Source organism: Microbulbifer halophilus (assembly GCF_026183675.1).
In the GTDB taxonomy this organism is placed as follows: Bacteria; Pseudomonadota; Gammaproteobacteria; order Pseudomonadales; family Cellvibrionaceae; genus Microbulbifer; species Microbulbifer halophilus.
This window is the reverse complement of sequence record NZ_JAPIVK010000011.1, coordinates 32165-55432: the sequence shown is the minus strand read 5'-3', so window position 1 is coordinate 55432 and position 23268 is coordinate 32165. Positions and strand designations below refer to the sequence as shown.

Here is a 23268-nt window from a genome sequence, read left to right as displayed (position 1 = left end):
TCTACCAGTCAATCCCATCTGAAAAATCGAATTTTGCATCAACACCAATTATAGCTTTAAGTCCTATCGAAAAAACACCCAATTCAGAAGAACTAACCCCGTAAGATCCAAATTTAAACCCACCTTCAAATGGAGTTCCACGAAGCGCTTTACCAGCCATAACCTCATTTTTTCCAACAGGAATCGATCGCTTTGCCTCATACCCAAATGACCATTTCCCAATATCTATAACAAACGCGTACTCCTCAGAAGCGTATCTATTTCCTGTAACAAGACTCGTTTCAATTAGTGGGATTTGAATACCTACTGCCCCGCCGAAAATACCTTTTACTCCAAATTTAGCTCCTCCTTGCAAACCAACTGACCAGCGAAGATCCGAATCGTCTTTTCCATCACCCCAGCTATTAGCTTTTTCCTTCGCCTTCTCCGTATCACCTCCTTGCCCGCCTCCAGATACTGGATTCACAGGCACAGGCAACCCCGGAAGGTCATCAATATCATGATCCCGGTCATGGTTATCCCTAGGCTTTGGATAGTGAATGGATCTACCTCCACCACCGCAACGAGTTGAACTCTCCAACATATTAAGACTATGATTATAAGTCCATCTAGTCTTGCAGCCATTATGAACTTTGTACCCACTGGGATCGGTAAAGCTCAACGGATTATTCACCACATAACTATACCGGTTCCAGTTCTGGCTGTATGTCGGGGCCTGCACTATCGGATCCGGGCTCAGGAATCGCCCAAGCGTCGGGTCATAGATGCGTCCATTCATATGGATCAGGCCGGTTCTGTCCAGATGCTCGTGGCCGGTAAAGCCACGCCTGGTACTGAGGCCTGCCCCTTCGAGCAGCTCTTCCAGATCCGACTCTTCGAGTGCACTGCTCCAATCGGCCTTTTTTCTGGTTCCATAGGGATCGAAAGCCAGCTCGCCTACAGCACCAACCAGCAGGTTACCACTTTCGTCGGTGATTTTCTCTATGGAGCCCAGGTGATCCCTGTGCAGGTATTCCACGGTGTCGACGGTGATACCGGCGTAATCAGTAGCCGCAATATGGACAATATTTCTGTCTATGCGGACCTTCTCGATGCTCTGGTAGTCCGGATCATTGGCCGGTAACAGTTCTTCATAGCTGCCGATTATAAACGCCTTCTCCGTTTGAAGCTTCTGCTTTTCCTCATCCCACCAACTGGTTTCACGATAGTAGCGCTGCCCATTGGGGCCGTACTTGAAACGGTCCCGAGCCGTCGGGGTTTGTGTAGTCTTGCTGGTGCCGACAACTATCTCGATGGGCAGCTTCCGGGCACTCCAAGTCACCCATTTGTCGTCTCCACTGACCGCGTCGTAGCGGGTGATCGCGCCATTCTGGTCGTAGTGGAGACTGTGGGCGGTGCCACCGATATTCACATTACTGACGGCATTGGGGCCGGCATTGCCGAATTCGCCGTACTGGTAGCCGTCCACATCAGTATCGCTGGAGTGAGTGGACGTTTTCTCGAGGATATTACCCAGTTTGTTGTACTCGGTGGTCAGGGTACGTTGCAGGCTATTATTTAGCCAGGTTTTGGCCCTGGTCAGGCGGCTCAGGGAATCGTAGGTAAACTTCTCTTCTTGGGTGTTGCCGTTGCTGTAGACCAAGCGGCTCTCAAGGGTCCCATTGGAGCGCCAGTAGTATTCATTGTTCTGGAGCCCATTACCACTGTCAACTCCAGTACTAATGCTTTCCAATCGGCCCGTGTTGGCGTTATAGGTGCGATTTGTAATCACCCCGTTTCCGTAGATTTCTTCTTTTACCTGACCAAAGGCATTGAGATCCTCGAATGTTTTATACGGGTTGACACCATCGGTGATCTTCTCCAGATACCCTTGGGTGTTGTATTCGTAGTGAGCCTCTACGCCATTGGCAGTGTCGGGGTAGGTAACTCTATCCAAACGCCCTTGGGCATCATAGCCGTAGCTGTGGCTATAACTTTTTGTTAGCCCCCCGGCCACCAGACGGGTGTCGGTAGTCTGCAGCTTGCCATCATCATCGTAGCTATAGGTCTCACTGAACACCTCTACACCATTTTTCGTGTAGATGCAATTATCAATGCTTCCAGTAGCATTGGGCGGGTCATATTCCCATTCCGCAGCTCCATCCGCATCCACCTGTTCAACGAGGCGGCCCAACTTGTCATACTGGTAGGTTATATTCTGGTTCTTGTTGTCTGTCTGGCCGATAAGCTGACCCAAGGCATCGTGCATGCTGATGACCGTTCCCACGCTCGGGGAAACAAGGCTATCGCGATTTCCTGCATCGTCATAAGAAAATTCTGATTCTGTGGAAGTATCGCCATTGACCTTAACCTTATGCAGCAATCCGCTACCGTAGTAGGTATATTCGGTAATCACCTCATCGTCGGTTCCCTGGGCATCAACAGCCTTTACCAGATCACCGGTAAGAGCATAGAACTTTTCCTTAACCAGGGTGTCTTGCAAAACCCCTTCGCTGCTGAGTACATCTTCTTCAATGCGCATTTTCACCTTTCTTGTGCCGGAAGGCACGCTATAGGTGGTACGCAACTCGCTACCATCCGGCCTGACCACCTTCGCCACCCGGTTTCGTAGATCATAGTGATAAACGGTGAGTGGTCTGTAGTCTTCACCTGCGATAAAAGGCGCTGTTTCCTCGCGTAGGCGTCCCTGCGCATCATAGCTGTATTCTCGCCGAATGAAGCCACTACCATCGAAGGACTCCGTGTCCTCTCGAACAGGCCTTCCCATCAGGTCATAGTAAGTTTCCGTATCCGGCGTGATCTTGGGGCTGGATGTTGTACTTACCTTGTAGGCCGCCAACTGCCCTTGATTATCCGGACAGATCCCGGCGTAACAGAAGCTGTAAGTAGTGGTGAAGGTCACGTTATCCGTATCATTGGTACGGCTTATTTCCCGTCCGAAAGCATCGTAGGAAACCCTGGTATCACGGCCGTCGGCGTCTGTAATCTTGTTTTCAGAACCAAAGCGGGAATCATAGCTGATCTGCATTGTCTGGCCTTCGGCATTGGTAAGGGTGGTGGGGTAGCGCCTGTCGCCCTCCAGGGTCTCATAGCCACTGGCAAGAGTCTCGCGTGTTTCAATATTCGCGCCACTGGTAGTCTCCTTGAGCAGATTGCCCTGACCGTCATATTCATAGGCCACCTCCAGCTCGTTATCCGGATTCCCGGGGAAACGGGTGATACTGGCAGGCTTATTGCTCCCGGGCCATGGGTGTGCGGTCATCGTCTGGACGCTATCCGCACTTCCTTCGATATCGCCATCGAAGTGGCTAATTGCCTTACCGGAGACAAAGCCAATCAACCAGGCTCCGGTGCGGTTGAGGTAGCTGGTAACCGTCTCGGTACTTCTCTGCACACCACTAACGCTGGCCGGCTTCACCTCTCCCCAGAATCCCTGCTCTGTGGATACATCTGCCGCAGTGGCAATCTTTACGGTCTGTGCGATACCAGCGATCAGGTCCCCGGATTCTGCGCCATAGCTCTCCGGACTATAGATATTCTCGGTAAGTCGGTACCCCAGGACCTGATCCTGCTCATAGAGTGTTTCCAGGCTTTGTTTCATTACCGGGTAGTGGGTGCTGCCATCACCGGAAGACAGGGAGATGTCTTCGTAGTGGTACTGACGCTTGCTTAGCACCTGTTCATAGTTTGGGTAACTGCCCTTGTAGCGGTAGACACGAGCCACCCGGCCATAGTGGGGGAAGTCCAGTCGGAATTGACGGTAAGTAACAATGTCCGATTCCTGGTCATGGATTTTCTGGGCATAGTAGCCTAGGAACCCTCGGTTATAGTCGCTGACGAAGCCCGAGCCCTGATAGGCGTAAGTAGTCCGATTCCAACCGCCGGACTCTCCATTGGAATGTCGCAGTTCAGTGACCACCCAGCGATAACTTCCATTCTCCACCACCATTGGGCTGGCATTATAGGGGACTATACCATCTCCAAAAGGACGCTCATCCTCGCCAAGCAGCGCGGGGCTTTGACTGCCATCGACTGGAGTGAGGTCAAATTCCGTGATTTTACCCAGGCCATCGGTAATCTGGTAGATGCCAGTATCGACATCGACCCCGGTATCCGTATCCCACTCAAACTCCAACTGGTTCAGGCAATCCGAGGTTGAGCCGAATTTATCATAACCACAAAGTTGTACCGCTTCCAGACGGCGATAATCCGCCACTTCCCCCTCATCTTCCGAGATAAGACGATATTCACGTATAGGGTTGTCGTCGAGATAGACATTGATATGATGCAAAAGCACCAATTGCTCCTGCTGTATGCCGTCCGGGCCAAGAGGCTGTGGTGGTGCATCAGTACGAGTACTGTATTCAAAGGTTACCCTGGCATCACCATCGTTTCCGTAGATAATTTCCAGGGGGTAGTTGATCCCCTCCACCGTATCACGGTGATACTTATATTCGATGGAATTACCGAAGGTATCCGTAACTTTGTTCAGACTCCAGGCAAATGGCGTAGAGGAACCCACCCTAACGCGACTACCCTCTGTATTACCGTATTCCATTACACGGCCGTCAGGCGTCAGCACCTTAAACCATTTATGACTGGTAGGTTCCGACATTACTTTTATAAGGCTGAAATCATCCCGCTTGGTCCGAAGAAGTGCGCCAGGCGCCCAGGGGGTAGCGCCGGAAATCAATTCCAGTGGTTCACCGTCAAGGCAAACTGAATCGGTATAATCTAGTTGGATACTATCGGTATTGGGCCGATCAACTACACAGCGGCGAATTTCTCCAAATCCACTCAGGCGCCAGCCATAGCCGAGGGTATCCTCCGGCAGTACCTGAGTGCTACGCTCCAGGTAGCGGGCACCGGAGTAATTGATACCTACGTCAGGCGAAAGCCCATTGACTCCCGGAGCCACCTTAACGGGAATATTGATAACAGCGTCGCCCTGTTGAGTCACTTCCACCTTGTAGGTGGTATTCCCGGGTTTAGTTGCCGTGGCCAAGGGGACTACGGAACGGATACCATTCAAGTTGTGTACGTCGACCCAGGCACTAGTTCTCCAAGATGAACATTCATCTTTGTTGCAAGCTCGAACCTGATACTGGAACCTATCCTCGTTATCGCCTCGCGCCGGAAACGTGGTATCCAGCGCGTCGGCCAGGGGAATCGCCGCTCCCCAACCATCGTGACCACAACTTTCCGCGCCCATCTTGCACCGCCGCTTTAGTTCAAAAGCGGTATACTCACCGGGACTATTCGGCATTTTCCATCGCACGTCATAGTCGCCAGTCTCTGTATCTTCCGGCAAATTTACGAAGTACGGTGGCTTGGGAGCGGAGTAAGGGATATCTACGTAGACAGATTTCTGGTTTCCCGATGCCGTCCATGAACCACAACCTTCGCTGTTACAGGCGCGCACACGAAATCTGTACTGCCCCTCACTGCCCTCGGATGGGGAAATCCTAGCCGAAGTTTCTGTTCCAAGGTTTCTGACAGAGTCACTGCTAGAGCAGTTTGAGAAATTAAAAGGCCCCCCTTCGATACTGCATTGCAACTGATATTTGGTTACTTTATCAAAGGCGCCACTGACTCCGGCCCAGGTCACAGAGAAACCCTCTGTCTGTTCCAGAGATTCTGGCGCTATAAAACTAGCAACTTCATCGGGTTTTCTATTGACGGTGACAATGGCGGAATACAACCACTCACTGTAAGTAGGGGAATCGCCCAACTCCACATAGGAGCGGACCCGGTACTGGTACTTTCCACTTGTGAGCCTTCCCCCTGCAGAAGGAAGGGCAACACTTCGCGTACTATCATCGGCTTCAGAGTATACCCGGCTCCAGTTACCACTGGTGGAAGCACAATTTGCTCCCTCGCCCCTACACTGCTCTACTTGATATCCTGTTATTTCTGGTGAGCTGCTGGAGGGATTCCAATTCAGGGTAAACACACCATTCCGGTCAAGGCGACCCTCTTCTTCAAATCCCACGAAGGAAATCGCATCGGGGTTTGTCAAGGGAATGTCTACCGTAACTACTTTCTGATAGGCAGGCCTGGTCCAGTTCCTATAACAGCCTTGACTGTTGCAAGCCTTGGCACGAAACCTGTACTCGCCCTTTGCCCCCTCAGGTAACGACACTGTCATTGTAGTTTTGGTTCCAAGATCATCATTGCCACAACCGCTGCTGGAAAAAGGCTGGCCATTGATACTGCACTGCAATTGATACTTGGTAACTTTGTCAAAGACACCAGTGACAGCATCCCAGGTGACGCTGAAACTGGTTTTGTCTTGTACACCGGGCCCCGGGGCGGTGAAATCCTCAACTTCACCCGGTTTTCGGTTGACCGTAATATAAGAAGAATAACGCCAACTACTTCTCTTGACTGTGGAGCCAATTTTTACATAAGCACGCACACGATAACGGTACTTTCCTCCCTTTAATTGCGTGGAAGCACCCTGGATTATACCTCCCTTTTCTGGATCGGCCCCAGTGTAGACACGACTCCAGCTACCCGTGCTTCCTGTACAGACCTCCCCTTTACACTTGGCTACGTGGTAGCCGGTAACTTTCGGTGGAGTGCTGTCAGCCTCCCACTTCAACTTAAAGCGGCCATCCCTGTCCGGGCCTCCTTCATTATTCAAAAAATAGGCTCGGCTTGGGGTATTTGGCTTCTTAGCAACTGTAACCCGCTTGGAATAAACCCAGGTGCTATAGCTTCCTCCCGTAAAGTAATGCCTTACCCTGTACCTGTAGGTAGCAGAAGGCTGTTCACTGAAGCTCTTCGTCTCTGTTCCACCCCATGGCATGTCGGTATAAATCGTATTGTACGCACTACCATCCACGCTCTCCTGGATTTGAACCCGGCTACACATTGGGTCGTCTATTCCATGGCGAGCAAGATAAAAACTCAGACTATAGTTCCCATGGGAATCGGGCGAGGTAATAGATACGGAACCAATCCTCAACGCAGTGCCGCCACTACAATCGTCATCCGGCGGCGGTGGAATCGCTACTGAAGGGCTGGAAATACTGAATATTAGAAACGCGACAAGACAGATTGGTAGAGAGAGCCTTCCCCAAAGCATAATAAGAACCCAATATTATTATTGATAATGGCTGACTCCACTGAACAAAACGCAGCTCGAATAGAGTTAAAGCGCCATCACATTTAACTGGGAAAGCTAGCAACAAATTATACGTTTGTATATATTTATCTTATTACACGAAATTACATACTAGACCTAATGGACAGGTGGGTCTAAAGATCTTGCTCACGGCTATCCTTCTCTGCGATTGACTGATAACGGTCAGGGTGAACTCAATGAGGACAACTTAATCGCCGCTCAACTCCAGAAAATTGGCGATGATCGCCATTGAGATTCGACCAGGCAGAGTTATACCGTATGACTATCAAGCTCCGGGAAGACGGCATTTATATTAGATATCTTCCAGTTTGGGATTGGAGAGCATGAAGGCCAGCGGAATCGCCGCCAGGTTGATCCACATCAGCAACTGGAAGTCGTTCACATAGGCGATTTCCGCCGCCTGTCTCGACACCTCCTCGTAGATCGCCCCCGGCAGCGCGATGGGATCGCCGCCACCGGCCAGGCCGGCGAGCATTTGCGGGGAGGCCTGTACCCGCTCGCCCAGCTGCTGCTGGTTGATCCACAGGCTGCGCGACAGCACCGACATCACGATGGACACGCCGATACTGCTGCCCAGATTGCGCGACAGGCTGAACAGTGCCGTGGCCTCGCCGCGCAGGTGGCTCGGCAGGGTCACATAGGCCAGGGTGGAGGTGGGCACGAATACCAGCCCCAGGCCGAAGCCCTGCAGCACCCCCGTCCACACCAGTGTGTCGCGGCTCACCTGTAGGTTGAACCCGGCCATGATGTGCAGCGACCAGCACACCAGCAGCATACCCAGCACAATCAGCACGCGGCCGTCCACCAGGCGCCCCAGCCGGCCCACCAGCATCATCGCCACCATCACCCCCACACCGCGGGGCATCAGCACCAGGCCGGTGGTCACCACCGGATAGCCTTTCCACTCCTGCAGGTAGGAGGGCAGCAGCGCCATGGTGGCCAGCAGGATGATGCCCACCACGAAGATGAAGAGCACCCCGGCCACATAGTTCCTGTCGCGGAACAGCCCCGGCGACAGGAAGGGGGTCTCGCTGGTACGCGAGTGAACGATAAACAGGTAGAGCCCCAGTATCGAGGCGATGGTGTAGAGCTGGACTTCCAGGGATTCGAACCAGTCCACCTGCTCGCCCCGGTCCAGCATCATCTGCAGCGCGCCCACCGACAGTGCCAGCAGGCCGAAACCCAGGGCGTCGAAGCGGGTCTTGCGGGTCTCGCCGTCCCCCACGTACAGCCAGATACCGATAAAGGACAGAATGCCCAGGGGCAGGTTGATGTAGAAGACCCAGCGCCAGGAATAGTACTCGGTCAGCCAGCCGCCCAGGGTCGGCCCCAGGATGGGCCCGATCATCACCCCCATGCCCCAGATACTCATGGCCGAGGCGTGTTTCTCGCGCGGGTAGGTATCCAGCAGCGTGGCCTGGGACAGCGGCACCAGCGCGGCGCCGAACACGCCCTGCAGCAGTCGCCAGAGAATCATCTCGTTGAGGCTGCCGGCCTGGCCGCAGAGCATCGAGGTGATGGTGAAGCCGGCCACCGACCACAGGAACAGCCTGCGGCGCCCGAAGCGCTGGGACAGGTAGCCCACCGGCAGGGTCATGATGGCCGCGGCGACGATATAGGACGTCAGCACCCAGGTGATCTGGTCGCTGCTGGCGCTGAGGCTGCCCTGCATATGCGGCAGGGCCACGTTGGCGATGGTGGTATCCAGCACCTGGATGATGGTGGCCAGCATGATGCTGGCGGTGACCATCAGGGTCCTGGTGCTGTCTTTGGCGGCGGCACTCATTCAGGCCGCGCTCACGGGGACAGGACGACGCGGCTGCCTTCGCCGCCGGAGACCCGCGCGGCGACGAGTTTGTCGTCCTCGCTGGTATCGATGCGCACTTCCGCACTCATGCCCGCGCGCAGCGTGGGCGCTTTTTTGGTGGGGTACAGACGCAGCCGAACCGGCACCCGCTGCACCACCTTGACCCAGTTGCCACTGGCGTTCTGCGGCGGAATCAGCGCGAATTCGCTGCCGCTGGCGGGGCTCAGGCTGTCCACCTGCGCCTTCCAGCGGAAGCCGGGATAGGCATCCAGGGTGACCTCCGCCTGCTGGCCGGCACGCACCCTCGCCAGTTGCGTCTCCTTCAGGTTGGCCTCGACCCAGATGCCCTCGGTACCCAGCATACTGATCAGGCTCAGCCCGGCCGGCGCCATCTCGCCCGCCTGGGGCACCTCATTGGAAACCAGCCCGTCCACCGGCGCGGTGATACTGGTGCGCGAGAGCTGGTAGCGCGCCTTGTCCAGTTTTGCCTGGGCCACCTTCAGGTCCGCCTGGTCCTCCAGCGGGATCTTCGGGTTGCCGCCCAGCTCGGCGCGCAGGCTGGCGAGCTTTTCGGTATTGATATCGATCTGCGCCAGGGCGCGGTTCAGTTTCTGGCGCGCCTCGTCCAGTTGCGCTTCCGAGACCGCCATTTCCTCCAGTTTCTCGTTGCGGTTGAGCTGGCGGCGGTAGAAGTCCGCATCCTCGCGCGCCTGTTTCAGCGCCGCCTCCGCCTCGGCGTAGGCAGCGCGGCGCGCCAGCAGCTTGTTGCGCACCTGGCCCAGGTGCGCTTCGGCCTCGGCCACTGCCAGCTCGAAGGGCGTTTTCTCCAGTTGCACCAGCAGGTCACCCTTCTCCACGGGCTGGTTCGCGCGCACAGCGACCTCGGCCACCACGCCGCTGACTTCCGCGGCCAGGGAGAGCTTGTCCGCCTTGATATAGGCATTCTCGGTGTGCACGGTGCCGCCACCGCCAAACAGGCACCAGCCGGCAACCGCCAGCGCCACGGCGATACCGGCGGCGAAGCCGACGCGGCGCGGAGTGAATTTCCCCAGTTTTTCTACCACTTCAATACTCCTCGGGTGCTGGCCTACTCCGCCAGGTTCTTCTTCAGGCGCTCGAGTAGCCCCTGCAACTGCGCGGTTTCCTCGTCGGAAAAGCCGGCCAGCGCCTGGCTGCGGGTCTGCGTGGCCAGGCCGCGCAGGATCTCCAGCGCGGGCTCCGCCGCGGCGGTGAGATAGACACGGAAACAGCGCCGGTCTTCCGGGTCCGGCCGGCGCTCCACCAGCCCCTCCTGCTGCAGCTTGTCGACCTGGCGCGCCAGGCTGATCGGCGCCACGTCCATACGCTCCGCCAGCTCCGCCTGTTTCTGCCCCTCCTCCCTGGCCAGGTGCCAGAGCACCTGCCAGCGGGAGCGGCTGAGGCCGTGCGCCCTGGCGCGGCGGTCAAAATTCCGCCGCAGCAGATGCGCCGCGCTGTGCAGCTCGAAGCTCATCTGTGATTCTTTGTCTTGCGCGAACATGGCCCCTCCGTTGAAGGGCGCGGATTATAAGCATGCTTATAGTTATCGCAAGATGGGGACTGGGGTAGGGTGCGCCGCAGGAGACAATAATGACGGTAAGGTCCAACATCGGGGCCTAGGAAACCACCGGGCCCTTCAATGCCCTCTCCCCCGGCCCCTCTCCCGGCGGGAGAGGGGAGCTATATCGGAAACGCCGGGGCGGATCAGCCCATCGGGCTTTCTCGGGCCCCGCATCAGTCCCCTCTCCCACCGGGAGAGGGTTCGGGAGAGGGGCGGCCGGAAGCGCCCCTGTAGAGTGCGGTGGGAATGGCGGGGTTATTTCTCCTGTACTTCGATCCGATCCACCTTCTGGAAACCCCGCGGCAGTTTGTTGCCCCGGCGACCGCGCTCGCCGCGGTAGTGATCCATCTCGGAAATCTTGATCCTGGTGTGGCGCTTGCCGGCGTGGACAACCAGTTGGTCGCTGCCCTGCAGCACCGCGATGCCGATCACGAACTCCTCGCGGCTGGCAACGCGGGCGGAGGGGATATTGACGATCTTGTTGCCCTTGCCCTTGGCCAGTTCCGGCAGCTCGGAGACCGGGAACACCAGCATGCGGCCCTCGCTGGTCACCGCGGCCAGCAGCGCCTCTTCCGGATTCTCCACCTCGCAGGGGGGCAGCACCCTGGCGCCCTTGGGCAGCGTCAGCATCGCCTTGCCGGCCTTGTTGCGGGTCTGCAGGTCCGCCAGTCTGGCGATAAAGCCGTAGCCGGCATCCGAGGCCAGCAGCACCCGCTCCTCGTCGCCGCCCATCATCAGGCCCTCGAAGGTGGCGCCCGACGGCGGGTTGATGCGGCCGGACAGCGGTTCGCCCTGGCCGCGGGCGGACGGCAGCGTGTGGGAGGCGATGGCGTAGCTGCGGCCGGTGGAGTCGAGCAGCAGCGCCGGCTGGTTGCTCTTGCCGCGGGCGGCGAACTTGAAGTTGTCGCCGGCCTTGTAGTTCAGCGCCGCCGGATCGATTTCGTGGCCCTTGGCGGAGCGGATCCAGCCCTTGTCGGACAGCACCACCGTAATCGGGTCCGAGGACAGCAGGTCCGCCTCGTTGAAGGCTTTTGCCTCCTCGCGCTGGACGATCGGCGAGCGGCGCTCGTCGCCGAACTCCTTGGCGGCGGCCAGCAGTTCCTTCTTGATCAGGGTTTTCAGGCGGCGGGCGCTATCGAGGGTTTTGCTCAGGGTTTCGCGCTCTTTTTCCAGCTCCGCCTGCTCGCCGCGGATCTTCATTTCCTCCAGGCGCGCCAGCTGGCGCAGCTTGGTGTCGAGGATATATTCCGCCTGCACCTCGGTCAGCTCGAAGCGCTCCATCAGCGCCTGCCTGGGCTCGTCGTGGGTGCGGATGATCTCGATCACTTCATCGATATTGAGGAAGGCGATCAACAGGCCCGCCAGCAGGTGCAGTCGCTTTTCCACCTTGTCGAGGCGGAACTGCAGGCGCCGGCGGGTGGTCACGGTGCGGAAACTGAGCCACTCGCCCAGGATCTTGTCCAGGCTCTTCACCTGCGGGCGGCCGTCGATACCGATCATGTTCAGGTTGATGCGGTAGCTCTTCTCCAGGTCGGTGGTGGCGAACAGGTGGTTCATCACCTGTTCCGCATCCACCTTCCGGTTCTTTGGCACGATGATCAGGCGGGTGGGATTTTCGTGGTCGGACTCGTCGCGCAGGTCGGTGACCATGGGCAGTTTCTTGGCCTGCATCTGCGCCGCGATCTGCTCCAGCACCTTGGCACCGCTGGCCTGGTAGGGCAGCGCAGTGATGACGATATCGCCATCCTCCTCGTTCCAGATGGCCCGCATTTTCACCGAGCCGCGGCCGGTCTCGTAGACCTTCTGGATATCCGCCCGCGGCGTGATGATCTCCGCATCGGTGGGCATATCCGGCCCCTGGATATGCTCGCACAGATCGGACACCGTGGCCTTGGGATTCTCCAGCAGGGTCACGGTGGCATCGACCACCTCGCGCAGGTTGTGCGGCGGAATATCCGTGGCCATGCCCACGGCGATCCCGGTGGTGCCGTTCAGCAATATGTTGGGTACCCGCGCCGGCAGCACCGACGGCTCGTCGATGGTGCCGTCAAAATTGGGCTGCCAGTCGACGGTGCCCTGCCCCAGCTCCGACAGCAGCACTTCGGAGTATTTGCCCATGCGCGACTCGGTGTAACGCATGGCGGCGAAGGATTTGGGATCGTCCGGCGAGCCCCAGTTGCCCTGGCCGTCCACCAGCGGGTAGCGGTAGGAAAAGGGCTGGGCCATCAGCACCATGGCCTCGTAGACGGCGCTGTCGCCGTGCGGGTGGTATTTACCGATCACGTCGCCGACGGTGCGCGCGGACTTCTTGTACTTGGCCGTGTTCTTCAGACCCAGCTCGCTCATGGCGTAGACGATACGCCGCTGCACCGGCTTCAGGCCGTCGCCGATATTGGGCAGGGCGCGGTCCAGGATCACGTACATGGAGTAGTCCAGGTACGCCTTTTCGGTGTAGTCCGCGAGCGACTGCCGCTCGCTGGCCTCGTAGACGGAGGTATCGGTCATACAACGTCGGTCTCAGTTATTCTGTCAGGAAGGGAGCGAATTATGGCGGCGATTCGCGAGCGATTCAAAAAACCTTTCAGTCACCGCCGTCACCGGCCGCCGCAGACAACTGCTCCTTCAGCCAGGTGCGAAAACGCGCGACCTTCGGCCGCCTGTCCCCGTCGACGGTGAGCAGATAGTAGCCGAAGCCGGGCAACTGGCAGGCCCCGCGATAGGGCCGCAGCCAGCCCCGCCGCACCGCCGACTCCACCAGCAGTTCGCTGGCAAACGCCAGGCCCTGCCCCACCAGCGCCGCCTGGATTACCTGCAGCTCCTGGTCGTAGTGGTAGTGCTCCACCTTTTCCCCGTGCGGCGCGAAGCGCTCCAGCCACTGCGCCGCGGTTACCGGCGGCAGCCGGCGGTTCTGCCAGCGGGTTTCGAACAGGGGCACCGATTCGCCCTTTTGCAACCGGGCGAGGCTGTCGGCGCTGCCGTAGAGGCCGAAATTCTCCTGTAGCAGCGGCTCGGCCCCGCCCTCGCCCGGCGGGCGCCCATAGCGGATCGCGATATCCACCTGCCGCTCCCGCTTCAGGTCCACCAGCCGTTCGTCGGACTGTACCACCACCCACAGGTCCGGACAGCAGCGGTAAAAAGACGGCAGCCGCGGTACCAGCCACAGGGTGGCAAAGGCACTGGTGGTATTGATGGTGAGAGTGCCGGGCCGGCCGGAAATCTCCTCGACGGCATCCGCCAGTGTCTGCAACGACAGGCGCGCCGCATCGGCCAGCCGGGTGCCGGCCTCGGTCAGGAAGACGGCGCGGGTGCGGCGCTCGAACAGCGCCACATTCAGTTGCGCCTCCAGGTTGCGGATCTGGTGGGAGACCGCTGTCGGCGTGATATGCAGTTCCTCCGCGGCCTCCTTGAAACTCCCCCGGCGCGCGGCGGATTCGAATACGCGGATACTGTTCAGGCTGCCCGGCCGATCGAACACACTTTCTCCCTCAAGATGATTAAAATTCATCTATATGTGAATATTGACCCTTTGTCAACGCCCCCTTCGGAGCCCATATTGGCAACCCCCAATCACACACAACCCCGGAGGAAACTGTGAAAAAGATACTGAAAATAGACGCCAGTGCACGTAGAGCAGACCACGAAGTACCCGCCTACCGCTCCCTTTCACGCGGCCTTTCCGGGCATTTCGAGGCGCGCTGGCGCGAACACAATGGTGAAGATCAATTCATCTATCGGGACCTGGGTGCGACGCCGCCGGACTTTGTCAGCGAGGACTGGATCGCCGCGGTTTTCACCCCGGAGCGAGACCGCAACGCGGAACAGCGGGCCCTGCTCGCCCTTTCCGACCGGCTGATCGACGAAGTGGCACAGGCGGACCTGATCCTGATCGCCACCCCCATGTACAACTACGGCATGCCGGCCAGCCTCAAGGCCTGGTTCGATCAGGTGGTGCGGATCGGCAAAACCTTCTCCTTCGACCTGGCGCGGGGCGACTTCCCGCTGCAGCCGATGCTCTCCGGCAAGACGCTGGTGCTGCTGTCGACCAGCGGCGAATTCGGTTTCGAGCCGGGCGGTATCCGCGAGTCGATGAATCACCTGGGGCCACACCTGCGCACCCTGAGCCACTACCTGGGCGTCGAGGACTTCCGCGAGATCCGCATCGAGTACCAGGAGTTCGGTGACGAGCGACACCGGCAGTCGATCGACCGGGCCTATCGTGCAACGGATCGACTGGTGGAGATGCTGAGTGGGAAAATACTGCCGGCGGCCTGAGGGCCGCTCCGCCGGAGCGGGAAGGCAAAAGTGTTCATCAACCTGTGGTAGATTCCCCTTTGCCAGAAAAACTCCACCAATAACGGAGACCAATATGTCCACCCTGTTCGCTTTCCTGCACCACCTGGCCGCCTTCGCCCTGGTGGCCGCCATCGCCATTGAACTGGTGCTGTTGGGGCAGAAGTTCACGCTCGAGAACGCGCGCAAGCTGCAGATCGTCGACCGGGTACTGGGCATTTCCGCAGGGCTGTTGCTGGTGGCGGGCCTGTTGCGGGTTTTCCTGTTCGAGAAAGGCGCGGCCTACTATTTCAGCAACGGTGCCTTCCACGCAAAGCTGACCCTGTTTTTCCTGGCCGCCTTCCTTTCCATCTATCCGACGCTGCGCTTCATCGCCTGGGGCAAATCGCTGAAACAGGGACAACTGCCGGATGTCAGCGAACGCCAGTGGAAAACAATGCGCCGGATTGTGCATATCGAGCTGGCGGCGATTGTGGGCATTCTGCTAGCCGCGGCAATGATGGCCAAAGGCATCGGCCAGTTCAGCTGAACGGGGAAAACCATTGGCGGGCCTCACCCTCGAGCGAATCGCAGTCGGTGCACTGAAAGATATCCACCTGGATGTGGCGCCGGGGGAAATCGTCTGCCTGTCCGGCCCCTCCGGCTCCGGCAAAAGCCGGCTGTTGCGCGCGGTCTCGGACCTGGAACCCCACGGCGGCACAGCGCGCCTCGGGGGTGTGGAACAGGGGGCCGTGGCCGGCCACCGCTGGCGGCGCTCGGTGATGATGGTACCGGCGGAAAGCGCCTGGTGGTTCGACAGCGTCGGCGAACACCTGCACAAACCGATGCCGGAGGCACTGGAGGCTCTGGGCTTCAGTGATGAAACAGCCAGTTGGTCCGTGTCCCGCCTGTCTTCGGGGGAAAAGCAACGCCTCGCCCTTGTACGGACCCTGTCCCGCGAGCCCCGGGCGCTGCTGCTGGACGAACCCACCGCCAACCTGGACGAAACGACCACGCGCCGGTTAGAGGACTGGCTGCTGCCCCTGATCCGCAAACGCCGCCTCCCGGTACTCTGGGTGGCCCACGGCGGAGAGCAGATCCGGCGGCTGGCCGGCCGGCACTTTCGCATCGAGGGCGCGCGGCTGGTGGAGGAACCGGTGCGGACATGAACGCGATCGAACTGTCCTGGTGGCAACTGGTCCTGGCTTCCTCGCTGGTAGTGGCCCTGGCGGCCTGCACCCATTTCGCGCGCCTGGGGCTGGGCCGGTCCCTGCTGGTGGCCGCGGCCCGCACTGCGATCCAGCTGGCGCTGATCGGCCTGGTACTGGAGGCGCTGTTCGCGGTGGGCAGCCTGCACTGGGTGGCGTTGATGGGCATCGCCATGCTCCTGCTGTCGGGGCGGGAGGTGGTGGCGCGACAGAAATACCGGCTGCGCGGCGGCTGGAGCTTTGCGATCGGCACCGTCTCCATGTTCATTTCCGCTTTCAGTGTCACGGTGCTGACGCTGCTGGCGGTGATAGATCCACACCCCTGGTACGACCCCCGATACGCCATTCCGCTTCTGGGCATGTTGCTGGGCAACACCATGACCGGCGTGTCGCTGGGCCTGGACCGGCTCACCGAGAGCGCGCGCCGCTCGCGCGATATCATCGAGAACCGGCTGATGCTGGGGGAGACCTGGGCGGATGCCTGCAGCGATTTCCGCCGCGAGGCCATGCGTGCGGGACTGATGCCCATCATCAACTCCATGGCCGCCGCCGGTATCGTCTCCCTGCCGGGCATGATGACCGGCCAGATACTGGCCGGCAGCCCGCCGGCGCTGGCAGTGAAATACCAGATACTGGTCATGTTCACCATCGCCGCTGGCACCGGCTTCGGCACCTTCGCCGCCGTCGCCACCTGCGCGCGCCGGCTGTTCGACGATCGCGAGCGATTGCGGGTGGATCGGTTGACGGCGGGGTGACTCCCGACTGGCACCGGGACAGGCCGGCTGGACGGGCAAAGCGAAGCCCGCCCATTTTCCGGCGGGTGCGCTACCGGTCGATCAGAAGTCGACATTCACCTCAAGCTGCAGCGAGTTCTCCGCGCCCTTGTCGCCGGTGTAGGCAAAGTAGGCCAGGGTGCCGGACCACCGCTCGTTGAAGCCGAAACGCGCAAAGGGCTTGATATAGGTATCGCTATCGACAGCGATATCCTCGCTGTAGCAGTCGCGGCAGTTGGTGATACTGCGGTCGATACTGAAGTAGCGGTAGCCGCCGTTCAGGCCCAGCGCAAACCTGCCGCTGAACGGGTACTGTACACCCGCATCGATATACAGGGAGCCGGCATCGATGGAAGAGTCCTCGGTCGACTGGTCCCCGGTCCAGTCGTTTTCCACCCGCTGGCTGAACTCGGCTTCATCGTCGATGAAAAAGAAACTGGCTCCGGCGGTAAAATTGAACAGCCCCTTTTCACCGCTGTAACTGAAGCCCAGCCCGAGCCCGTTATCCGCAATGCCATTGGCCGCAGCCACGTCGGCATTGAGACTCAGGAATTCGCCGCTCATCCCCCAGGTGCTCCTGTATGCGGCGCCACTTTCTGGTTGTGCCGCCGCGCCGCAGGACACACTGCCCAGAATCATCGCGGCCAACAGTTTCTTATGGTTTTTCATTGAAACTTCCCCCAAGTGCAAAATAAAGGAGCGGCAATTAGAGGGAGTAGCCGAGAAAATTTCAATTAATACGAACAGCGTCCGCCGATATTGCGACGGACATCACAGGGTTGTCCGACAGGGGATCAACCCTCCCGCATCCGGGCACTGCGCACCCGCGACGGAGCAAATGCGGAAGGCAATTCCCGCAGCCGCGCCGGCAGTACCAGCATCACCGGCGTCACGATCAGGGTCAGCACGGTGGAGAAGGTCAGGCCGTAGACGATGGCACTGGCGAGCTTGACCCAGAAAGAGGCGATCACGCCACCGACGACGATATTGCGGCCCACCATATCCACACTCACTCCCAGCGCCAGCGGCAGCAGGCCGAGAATGGTGGTGGCAGTGGTCAGGAATACCGGCCGCAGACGCTGCGCCGCCGCTTTCACGGCGGCGGCCGCGCGCGTCAGGTCCGGTTCGCTCGCGCGTACATGGTTATAGGTGTCGATCAGCACGATATTGTTGTTCACCACGATACCGGCCAGCGCCACGATTCCCACACCGGTCATGATCACGCTGAAAGTGCTCTGGGTCAGCAGCAGCCCCAGCATTACCCCCAGCGTCGACATCACCACCGACGACAGGATCAGCAGGGACTGGTAGAAGCTGTTGAACTGGGTCACCAGCAGGATGAACATCAGGAACAGCGACAGCAGGAAAGCGATGCCGAGAAAACTCAGGGATTCGTTCTGATCCTCGTCGGCGCCGCGGAACAGCAGTTCGACACTGCCATCGACCGGGTTTTCCTCCAGCCAGGCGCGGATCTCGCGCACCTTGTCGTCGGCCAGCACGCCCTCCTCCACATCGGCCTTCACCTGCATGCGGGTGACGCCATCGATGCGCTCGATCTTGTCCACCTTGGGTCTGGCCTCGGCGCTGATGAAACTGCCCATGGGTACGGCGCCCCGGCCGGTATTGACCTTCATTTGGTCCAGTGCGGTGATACCGCGGGCGCTCTCGGGGTAGCGGATGCGGATATCCACTTCCTCGTCGGTATCGTCGGGGCGGTACTCGGCCATCAGTACGCCGTTGGTGACCAGCTGCACCGCGCGCCCCACCTGGGTGAGGTCGGCGCCGTAGAGCGCGGCCTTGGCGCGGTCCACCTGCACCTCCCACTGGATACCGGGTAGCGGTGCGGTATTGACGATATCCCGCAACCCCTCGAACCCGCTTTCCAGCGCCCGCTGCAGGCGCCAGGTTTCCGCCAGCAGGGTGTCGTAATCCCGCGAGCGCATCTCCAGCACGATATCCTTGCCCACCGGCGGCCCGCCCTCGAAGAGTTTGGCACCGACCTTGATACCGGCGAAGTCGGCGGTGCGCGCGCGGATATCGGCGAAGATTTCCCGGCTCTTGCGCTCGCGCTGCTGCGCCGGCAGCAGTTCCACCAGCATGTTGGCGATGCGGTCTGGCGCCCGGTCCGTGTTGCCGGACAGGCCGCCGGAGCCGATGGCGGTGTAGCCGACGCGCACCTCGGGTACCGCCAGCACCACTTTTTCCACTTCCTGTACCAGCGCCTTCTTCTCCGCCACCGACAGATTGCCCTGCGCGCGGATCTCCACGTTGCCGTATTGCTCTTCGGTCTCGGTAAAGAATTCCACCCCGGCGCCGAAGCGGCCGAAACCGATAAAGATCCCCACCAGCACCAGTATGGTCACCGCAAAGGCGGTCAGCGGGCGTCGCACGACCGATTCCAGCAGGCGCGCGTAGCGCCCGGTGATACCGCGCAGCCCCGTGGGTTTGCCCATCTCCAGTTGCCTCAGGTACTGCTGCGTGCCCGGATCGAGCCTGCCCCTGCCGAACAGCGAGCCCAGCACCGGGGCGAAAAACAGCGCGTACAGCAGCGAACCCGCCAGCACCGAAAATACCGTCACCGGCAGGTAGCGCATGAATTCGCCCACCACGCCGGGCCAGAACATGATCGGCAGGAAAGCGGCCAGGGTGGTGCCGGTGGAGGCTACCACCGGCCAGAACATGCGCTGCACGGAAAGCAGATAGGCCACGCGGGCCGAGAGGCCCTCGGCCATTTTGCGGTCGGCGAACTCGGTGATCACGATAGAGCCGTCGATCAGCATGCCCAGCGCCAGCAGCATGCCGAACATCACCATGAAGTTGAACGAGTAGCCCAGATACCAGGTAATGATGGAGCCGAACAGCAGCGAAAACGGAATCCCCAGCCCCACCAGCATGCCGGAGCGGAAACCCAGCGCCGCTACCACGATCACCATCACCAGCAGCATGGCGGTGAGGATATTGCCCTGCATTTCGCTGACCATATCCCGCGCGAACTGGGACTGGTCGAAGACGTAGTCCACCTTCACGCCGCGGGGCAGGCCGGACCGCTCCGCGTCGACGATTTCGCGCACGGCGTCGGCCAGCGCCACCGAACTGGCGTCACTGCGCTTTTCCACATTGATCGCCAGCGCCGGGCGGCCGTTGACACTGGTATAACTGGAGGCGTCCTTGAAGGTGCGGCGGATATCGGTGACATCCCCCAGGGTGACCACGCCGGTAGCGGAACGCTTCAGCGGGATGGCGTAAACATCCTGCGCGGTTTCGATCAGGCCCGGCACCTTGACCGAGAAACGGCCGCGGCCGGTGTCCAGCTCGCCGGCGGGAATCAGCAGGTTGCTGCCCAGCACCGCGTTGACCAGCTCGCCGCCGGTGACACCGTAATGCTCCAGGCGCACCGGGTCGATGGTGGCTTCCACCACCTCCTCGCGGTTGCCGTTGATATCCGCGGACAACACCTGGCCCAGGTTTTCGATTTTGCGTTTCAGGTGGCGCGCGCTGTGCAGCAGCACCCGTTCGCCCACCTGCTCGCCGGCGAGGGTGACGACGATGGCGGGAAACGGCTGCGCCGAGGCCTCCTCGACAATCGGCTCGTCCGCATCCCTCGGCAGTTCCGCCTTGGCGCGGTCGACGGCGTTGCGCACCTCGTTCAGGGCGTGATCCACGTCCACCGCCGAATCGAATTCGATCACCAGGTAGGCCAGCGACTCGCGCGCGGTGGAAATCGTCTCTTTCACGCCCTCGATCGCGCGCACTTCCTGCTCCAGCGGCCGCACCAGCAGGCGCACGCCATCCTCCGGGGAAATGCCGTCGTGGGTGACCTGCACGATCACGAACGGCGGCGTTACCTCCGGGCTGGATTCCACCGTCATGCCGGCGCGCGCCGCCAGGCCGATCAGCAACACCAGCAGCATCAGGCTGACGGTGCTGCGGGAGCGGCCGATTGCACTGTCGAGCAGTTTCATGGCGTTTCCCCCTTACCGGGGAGCCGCACCTTCTCCAGCGCCGGCTGCGCCACCGCGTCTTCGGGCGGCGACAGCTCCCGTGCGGGGGCTTCCATTTCCGCGACCACGGTTTCGCCGGCGCTGACATACTCCTGGCCCACGGTAATCAGGGTGACCCGGTCGGGCAGGCCGCTGACCCGGACGCCGTCGTCGCCCTCCCCGACCAGTTCCACATTGGCGAAGCGCACGCGGTTTGCGCCGTCGAGAATGCGTACCCCCAGTTCCCCGCGGTCGTCCAGTGTCAGCAGCGACGAATTGATCCGGTGCGCCATCACCTCGCCGATGGGCAGCGCCAGGCGGCCGCTGATACCGCCGCGCAGTTCGCCGCGCGGATTCTCCACCGCCACTTCGACCCGGTAGGCGCGGGTGGTATCGCTGGCCTGCTGGCTGATATAGCGCAGCCGCCCGGTCACCCGCCGGCCCCGCTGCAGCTCGGCGCTGGCGGAACCACCCAGGGTCAGGTCGCCGACCCGGGTTTCCGACACTTCCCCCACCACCAGCAGCGGGTCCAGGTCCAGCAGGGTCGCGCACTCCTCGCCGCGGCGAATGAAATCCCCCAGCTCCACGGCCCGGCGGTTGACCACGCCATCGAAGGGCGCGCGGATCTTGAGTTTTTCTACCGCCACCCGGGCGCGTTCCAATTCGGCCCGGGCATCCGCCAGCGCCAGCTCCCGCTCCGCCATGGCGGTGTCCGACTGCAGGCCCTTTTGCTCCAGGCGCCGGCCCCCTTTGAAATCCAGCTCCGCCTTGCGCAGCGCCGCCCTGGCCCGCTCCAGTTGTTCCGGGCGATCCTCCGGGTCTATCTCGCAGATGACGTCGCCCTTGCGCACCGACCGGCCCTCGGCCACCGGCAACGCAGCAATGGCGCCGTCCTGTTCCGCCTTCAGCCGCACGCTGCGGTTGGCTTCCGTGTGCGCATTGACCAGTGCGCGGCTGGTGTAGGGCCGGGCCTCCAGGATGCGGGCGCGAACCCGCAGGGGCTCGCCACCGGTATCGCTTTCCGCCCCGGTCTCCTGCGCTGCATCATCCTCGCCGGACGGGGAGAACAGCAGGCCACTGGCCAGCCAGAGCAGGGCCAGCAGGGCGACGATGGCGGCCACGCGGTAATTGCGGTGCTGCCACAGGGATACAAGAATCTTCATGCCGTCAAAAACCTTTGCGCAATGCGGAGAGAAAGCCCGAACGGCACCGGAACCTCCGTATTCCGGCGAGGGACAGATTGTAATGACAGCGCGCACCCGGCGCAGGACAATCGCTGTCGGATTGTGAAATCCACAACCCAGATTCCGGGGTGCACAGTTTCCGGAGCAGGCGCACCATCGGGCACGACACCGCACTCAGAAACTTGAGCTCACTAGTGTTGGCGGAACCGCGGTAATTTTCAAATACGGGGATTGCGACAGGATGACAAATCGTCGAACCGAGGCGCAGCCCGGACGGAGTGAAGCGAATTCCGGCTGCAGGGGGAGCGGGAAGGTCACGCGGTGCCGGAACAGCGCTCCCGGCCACCGCCTGTTCAAAAAATCAGGACAACATGGATTCGAGGAAATCCGACATGTCCGATTCGTCGTCCATCAGCTCGCCGCTGCCGAATTCGGCATTCCAGCTCAGCAGGATACGCGCCAGGGCGCGGGCCTGGTCCGCCTGCGCCACCAGCTCCTCGCGACAGTTCTTCGGCCCGGTATACAGCTTCAGTTTGCGGTGGCTGTCCGCCAGTTGGTGCTCCGGGTACTTGGAGCGGTAGACCTCCAGCTTCCAGCGCAGCGAGTGCACCATATTGCGGTAGAACACCAGTTTGGTGGGCAGGTGCAACAGGGAGAAATCGTCCAGGTCGCTGAACAGGGTGCAATCCACTCCCAGCACCTGGGTGTCGCGACTGGCGGGGCTGGCGACGACGGTGGCGCTGCGCGGTTCGGCCAGCAGCATCGACAGATCGCCGAACAGCTCCCCCGGCCGGATCACCGCCAGCGGGCGGTCGGCGGCCGGCGCCGGGGATTCCGCCTCCATTTGCACATACAGTTCACCGCGCAACAGGAAGTAGAGCCACTGATCCACGTCTCCCGCGCTCAATAATTGTTCACCCTGCTCCAGACTGACCAGGCGGGAGCGTTTCAGCAATACATCGTACTGCCACTCGCTGGTTGCACGAATATCACGAAAAAGATGAATGACATTTAACAGACGATCCACGGCATCCCGCGGATAATCACTGAGCGGTTTGGTATCCATTCGGTACTTATTAAGATTTTCAAAATTTGGCCCGTTTCGGGCGGGACCGCTGCCGAAACAGAGGAGGACAATGGAAGCAGTCTCGGCCGCATCGAGCCAGCGCATTCTATCGACAGAGTGATGGCTGTCTTCTCTCACCACGCTCCCATTCGAGAAAACGAGACATTCTACCTATTTCAGACTTGAACTCCATTCCAGTTACAGTAGAGTTAGGCAGAGTCCAGATTAATTTGGTCGATAGTGCCAAACAGC

The 23268-nt window shown here is 60.1% G+C and carries 14 protein-coding genes; 4 read left to right on the top strand and 10 right to left on the bottom strand.

What is annotated here, in order from left to right:
* Window position 1: 1 nt before the first annotated feature.
* The 6 genes from OQE62_RS07660 to OQE62_RS07635 all read right to left on the bottom strand — a co-directional run bounded on the left by OQE62_RS07660 (window position 2) and on the right by OQE62_RS07635 (window position 14011).
* On the bottom strand, window positions 2-6418 hold the full coding sequence (locus OQE62_RS07660; RefSeq protein WP_265721426.1) for an RHS repeat domain-containing protein: 6417 nt from the start codon (window positions 6416-6418) through the stop codon (window positions 2-4).
* A 1024-nt stretch (window positions 6419-7442) separates the two neighbouring features.
* Window positions 7443-8936: a DHA2 family efflux MFS transporter permease subunit gene (locus tag OQE62_RS07655; protein ID WP_265721425.1), complete on the bottom strand. Its 1494-nt coding sequence runs from the start codon at window positions 8934-8936 to the stop codon at window positions 7443-7445.
* 11 nt (window positions 8937-8947) lie between these two features.
* Window positions 8948-10021: an HlyD family secretion protein gene (locus tag OQE62_RS07650; protein WP_265721424.1), complete on the bottom strand. Its 1074-nt coding sequence runs from the start codon at window positions 10019-10021 to the stop codon at window positions 8948-8950.
* A gap of 23 nt (window positions 10022-10044) precedes the next feature.
* The gene (locus tag OQE62_RS07645) at window positions 10045-10476 is read right to left on the bottom strand and encodes a MarR family winged helix-turn-helix transcriptional regulator (protein WP_265721423.1); all 432 of its coding nucleotides are present in this window, start codon (window positions 10474-10476) and stop codon (window positions 10045-10047) included.
* A 315-nt stretch (window positions 10477-10791) separates the two neighbouring features.
* The gene (gene parC, locus OQE62_RS07640) at window positions 10792-13041 is read right to left on the bottom strand and encodes a DNA topoisomerase IV subunit A (protein ID WP_265721422.1); all 2250 of its coding nucleotides are present in this window, start codon (window positions 13039-13041) and stop codon (window positions 10792-10794) included.
* A gap of 76 nt (window positions 13042-13117) precedes the next feature.
* Window positions 13118-14011 (bottom strand): LysR substrate-binding domain-containing protein, encoded by an 894-nt coding sequence (locus tag OQE62_RS07635; protein WP_265721421.1) that lies wholly within the window; start codon window positions 14009-14011, stop codon window positions 13118-13120.
* A 116-nt stretch (window positions 14012-14127) separates the two neighbouring features.
* Here OQE62_RS07635 and OQE62_RS07630 point away from each other — a divergent pair, with 116 nt between their 5' ends.
* The 4 genes from OQE62_RS07630 to OQE62_RS07615 all read left to right on the top strand — a co-directional run bounded on the left by OQE62_RS07630 (window position 14128) and on the right by OQE62_RS07615 (window position 16768).
* A complete protein-coding gene (locus tag OQE62_RS07630) occupies window positions 14128-14808 on the top strand; it encodes an FMN-dependent NADH-azoreductase (RefSeq protein WP_265721420.1) in 681 nt (226 codons plus the stop codon).
* Between the two features lie 94 nt (window positions 14809-14902).
* Entirely contained in the window at window positions 14903-15355 is a 453-nt protein-coding gene (locus OQE62_RS07625) for a DUF2214 family protein (protein WP_265721419.1), read from the top strand.
* A gap of 13 nt (window positions 15356-15368) precedes the next feature.
* A complete protein-coding gene (locus tag OQE62_RS07620) occupies window positions 15369-15974 on the top strand; it encodes an ABC transporter ATP-binding protein (protein ID WP_265721418.1) in 606 nt (201 codons plus the stop codon).
* Window positions 15971-16768 (top strand): ABC transporter permease, encoded by a 798-nt coding sequence (locus tag OQE62_RS07615; RefSeq protein WP_265721417.1) that lies wholly within the window; start codon window positions 15971-15973, stop codon window positions 16766-16768. Before OQE62_RS07620 ends, OQE62_RS07615 begins: the two co-directional genes overlap by 4 nt.
* Before the next feature lie 81 nt (window positions 16769-16849).
* Here the strand turns inward: OQE62_RS07615 and OQE62_RS07610 are convergent, their stop codons facing one another.
* The 4 genes from OQE62_RS07610 to OQE62_RS07595 form a co-directional block, all read right to left on the bottom strand.
* Entirely contained in the window at window positions 16850-17455 is a 606-nt protein-coding gene (locus tag OQE62_RS07610; RefSeq protein WP_265721416.1) for a hypothetical protein, read from the bottom strand.
* A 125-nt stretch (window positions 17456-17580) separates the two neighbouring features.
* Window positions 17581-20748, bottom strand: coding sequence for an efflux RND transporter permease subunit (locus OQE62_RS07605; protein WP_265721415.1), 3168 nt, complete (start codon window positions 20746-20748; stop codon window positions 17581-17583).
* Entirely contained in the window at window positions 20745-21929 is a 1185-nt protein-coding gene (locus OQE62_RS07600; RefSeq protein WP_265721414.1) for an efflux RND transporter periplasmic adaptor subunit, read from the bottom strand. The genes OQE62_RS07605 and OQE62_RS07600 overlap by 4 nt, the downstream gene beginning before the upstream one ends.
* 382 nt (window positions 21930-22311) lie before the next feature.
* Window positions 22312-23016, bottom strand: coding sequence for a Crp/Fnr family transcriptional regulator (locus tag OQE62_RS07595; protein WP_265721413.1), 705 nt, complete (start codon window positions 23014-23016; stop codon window positions 22312-22314).
* Between the last annotated feature and the right edge of the window lie 252 nt (window positions 23017-23268).

Coding starts and splice junctions, on each gene's coding strand:
- OQE62_RS07655 (WP_265721425.1), bottom strand. CDS start 8,936: ATGAGTGCCGCCGCCAAAGACAGCACCAGGACCCTGATGGTCACCGCC.
- OQE62_RS07645 (WP_265721423.1), bottom strand. CDS start 10,476: ATGTTCGCGCAAGACAAAGAATCACAGATGAGCTTCGAGCTGCACAGC.
- parC (WP_265721422.1), bottom strand. CDS start 13,041: ATGACCGATACCTCCGTCTACGAGGCCAGCGAGCGGCAGTCGCTCGCG.
- OQE62_RS07625 (WP_265721419.1), top strand. CDS start 14,903: ATGTCCACCCTGTTCGCTTTCCTGCACCACCTGGCCGCCTTCGCCCTG.
- OQE62_RS07615 (WP_265721417.1), top strand. CDS start 15,971: ATGAACGCGATCGAACTGTCCTGGTGGCAACTGGTCCTGGCTTCCTCG.
- OQE62_RS07610 (WP_265721416.1), bottom strand. CDS start 17,455: ATGAAAAACCATAAGAAACTGTTGGCCGCGATGATTCTGGGCAGTGTG.
- OQE62_RS07605 (WP_265721415.1), bottom strand. CDS start 20,748: ATGAAACTGCTCGACAGTGCAATCGGCCGCTCCCGCAGCACCGTCAGC.
- OQE62_RS07600 (WP_265721414.1), bottom strand. CDS start 21,929: ATGAAGATTCTTGTATCCCTGTGGCAGCACCGCAATTACCGCGTGGCC.
- OQE62_RS07595 (WP_265721413.1), bottom strand. CDS start 23,016: ATGGATACCAAACCGCTCAGTGATTATCCGCGGGATGCCGTGGATCGT.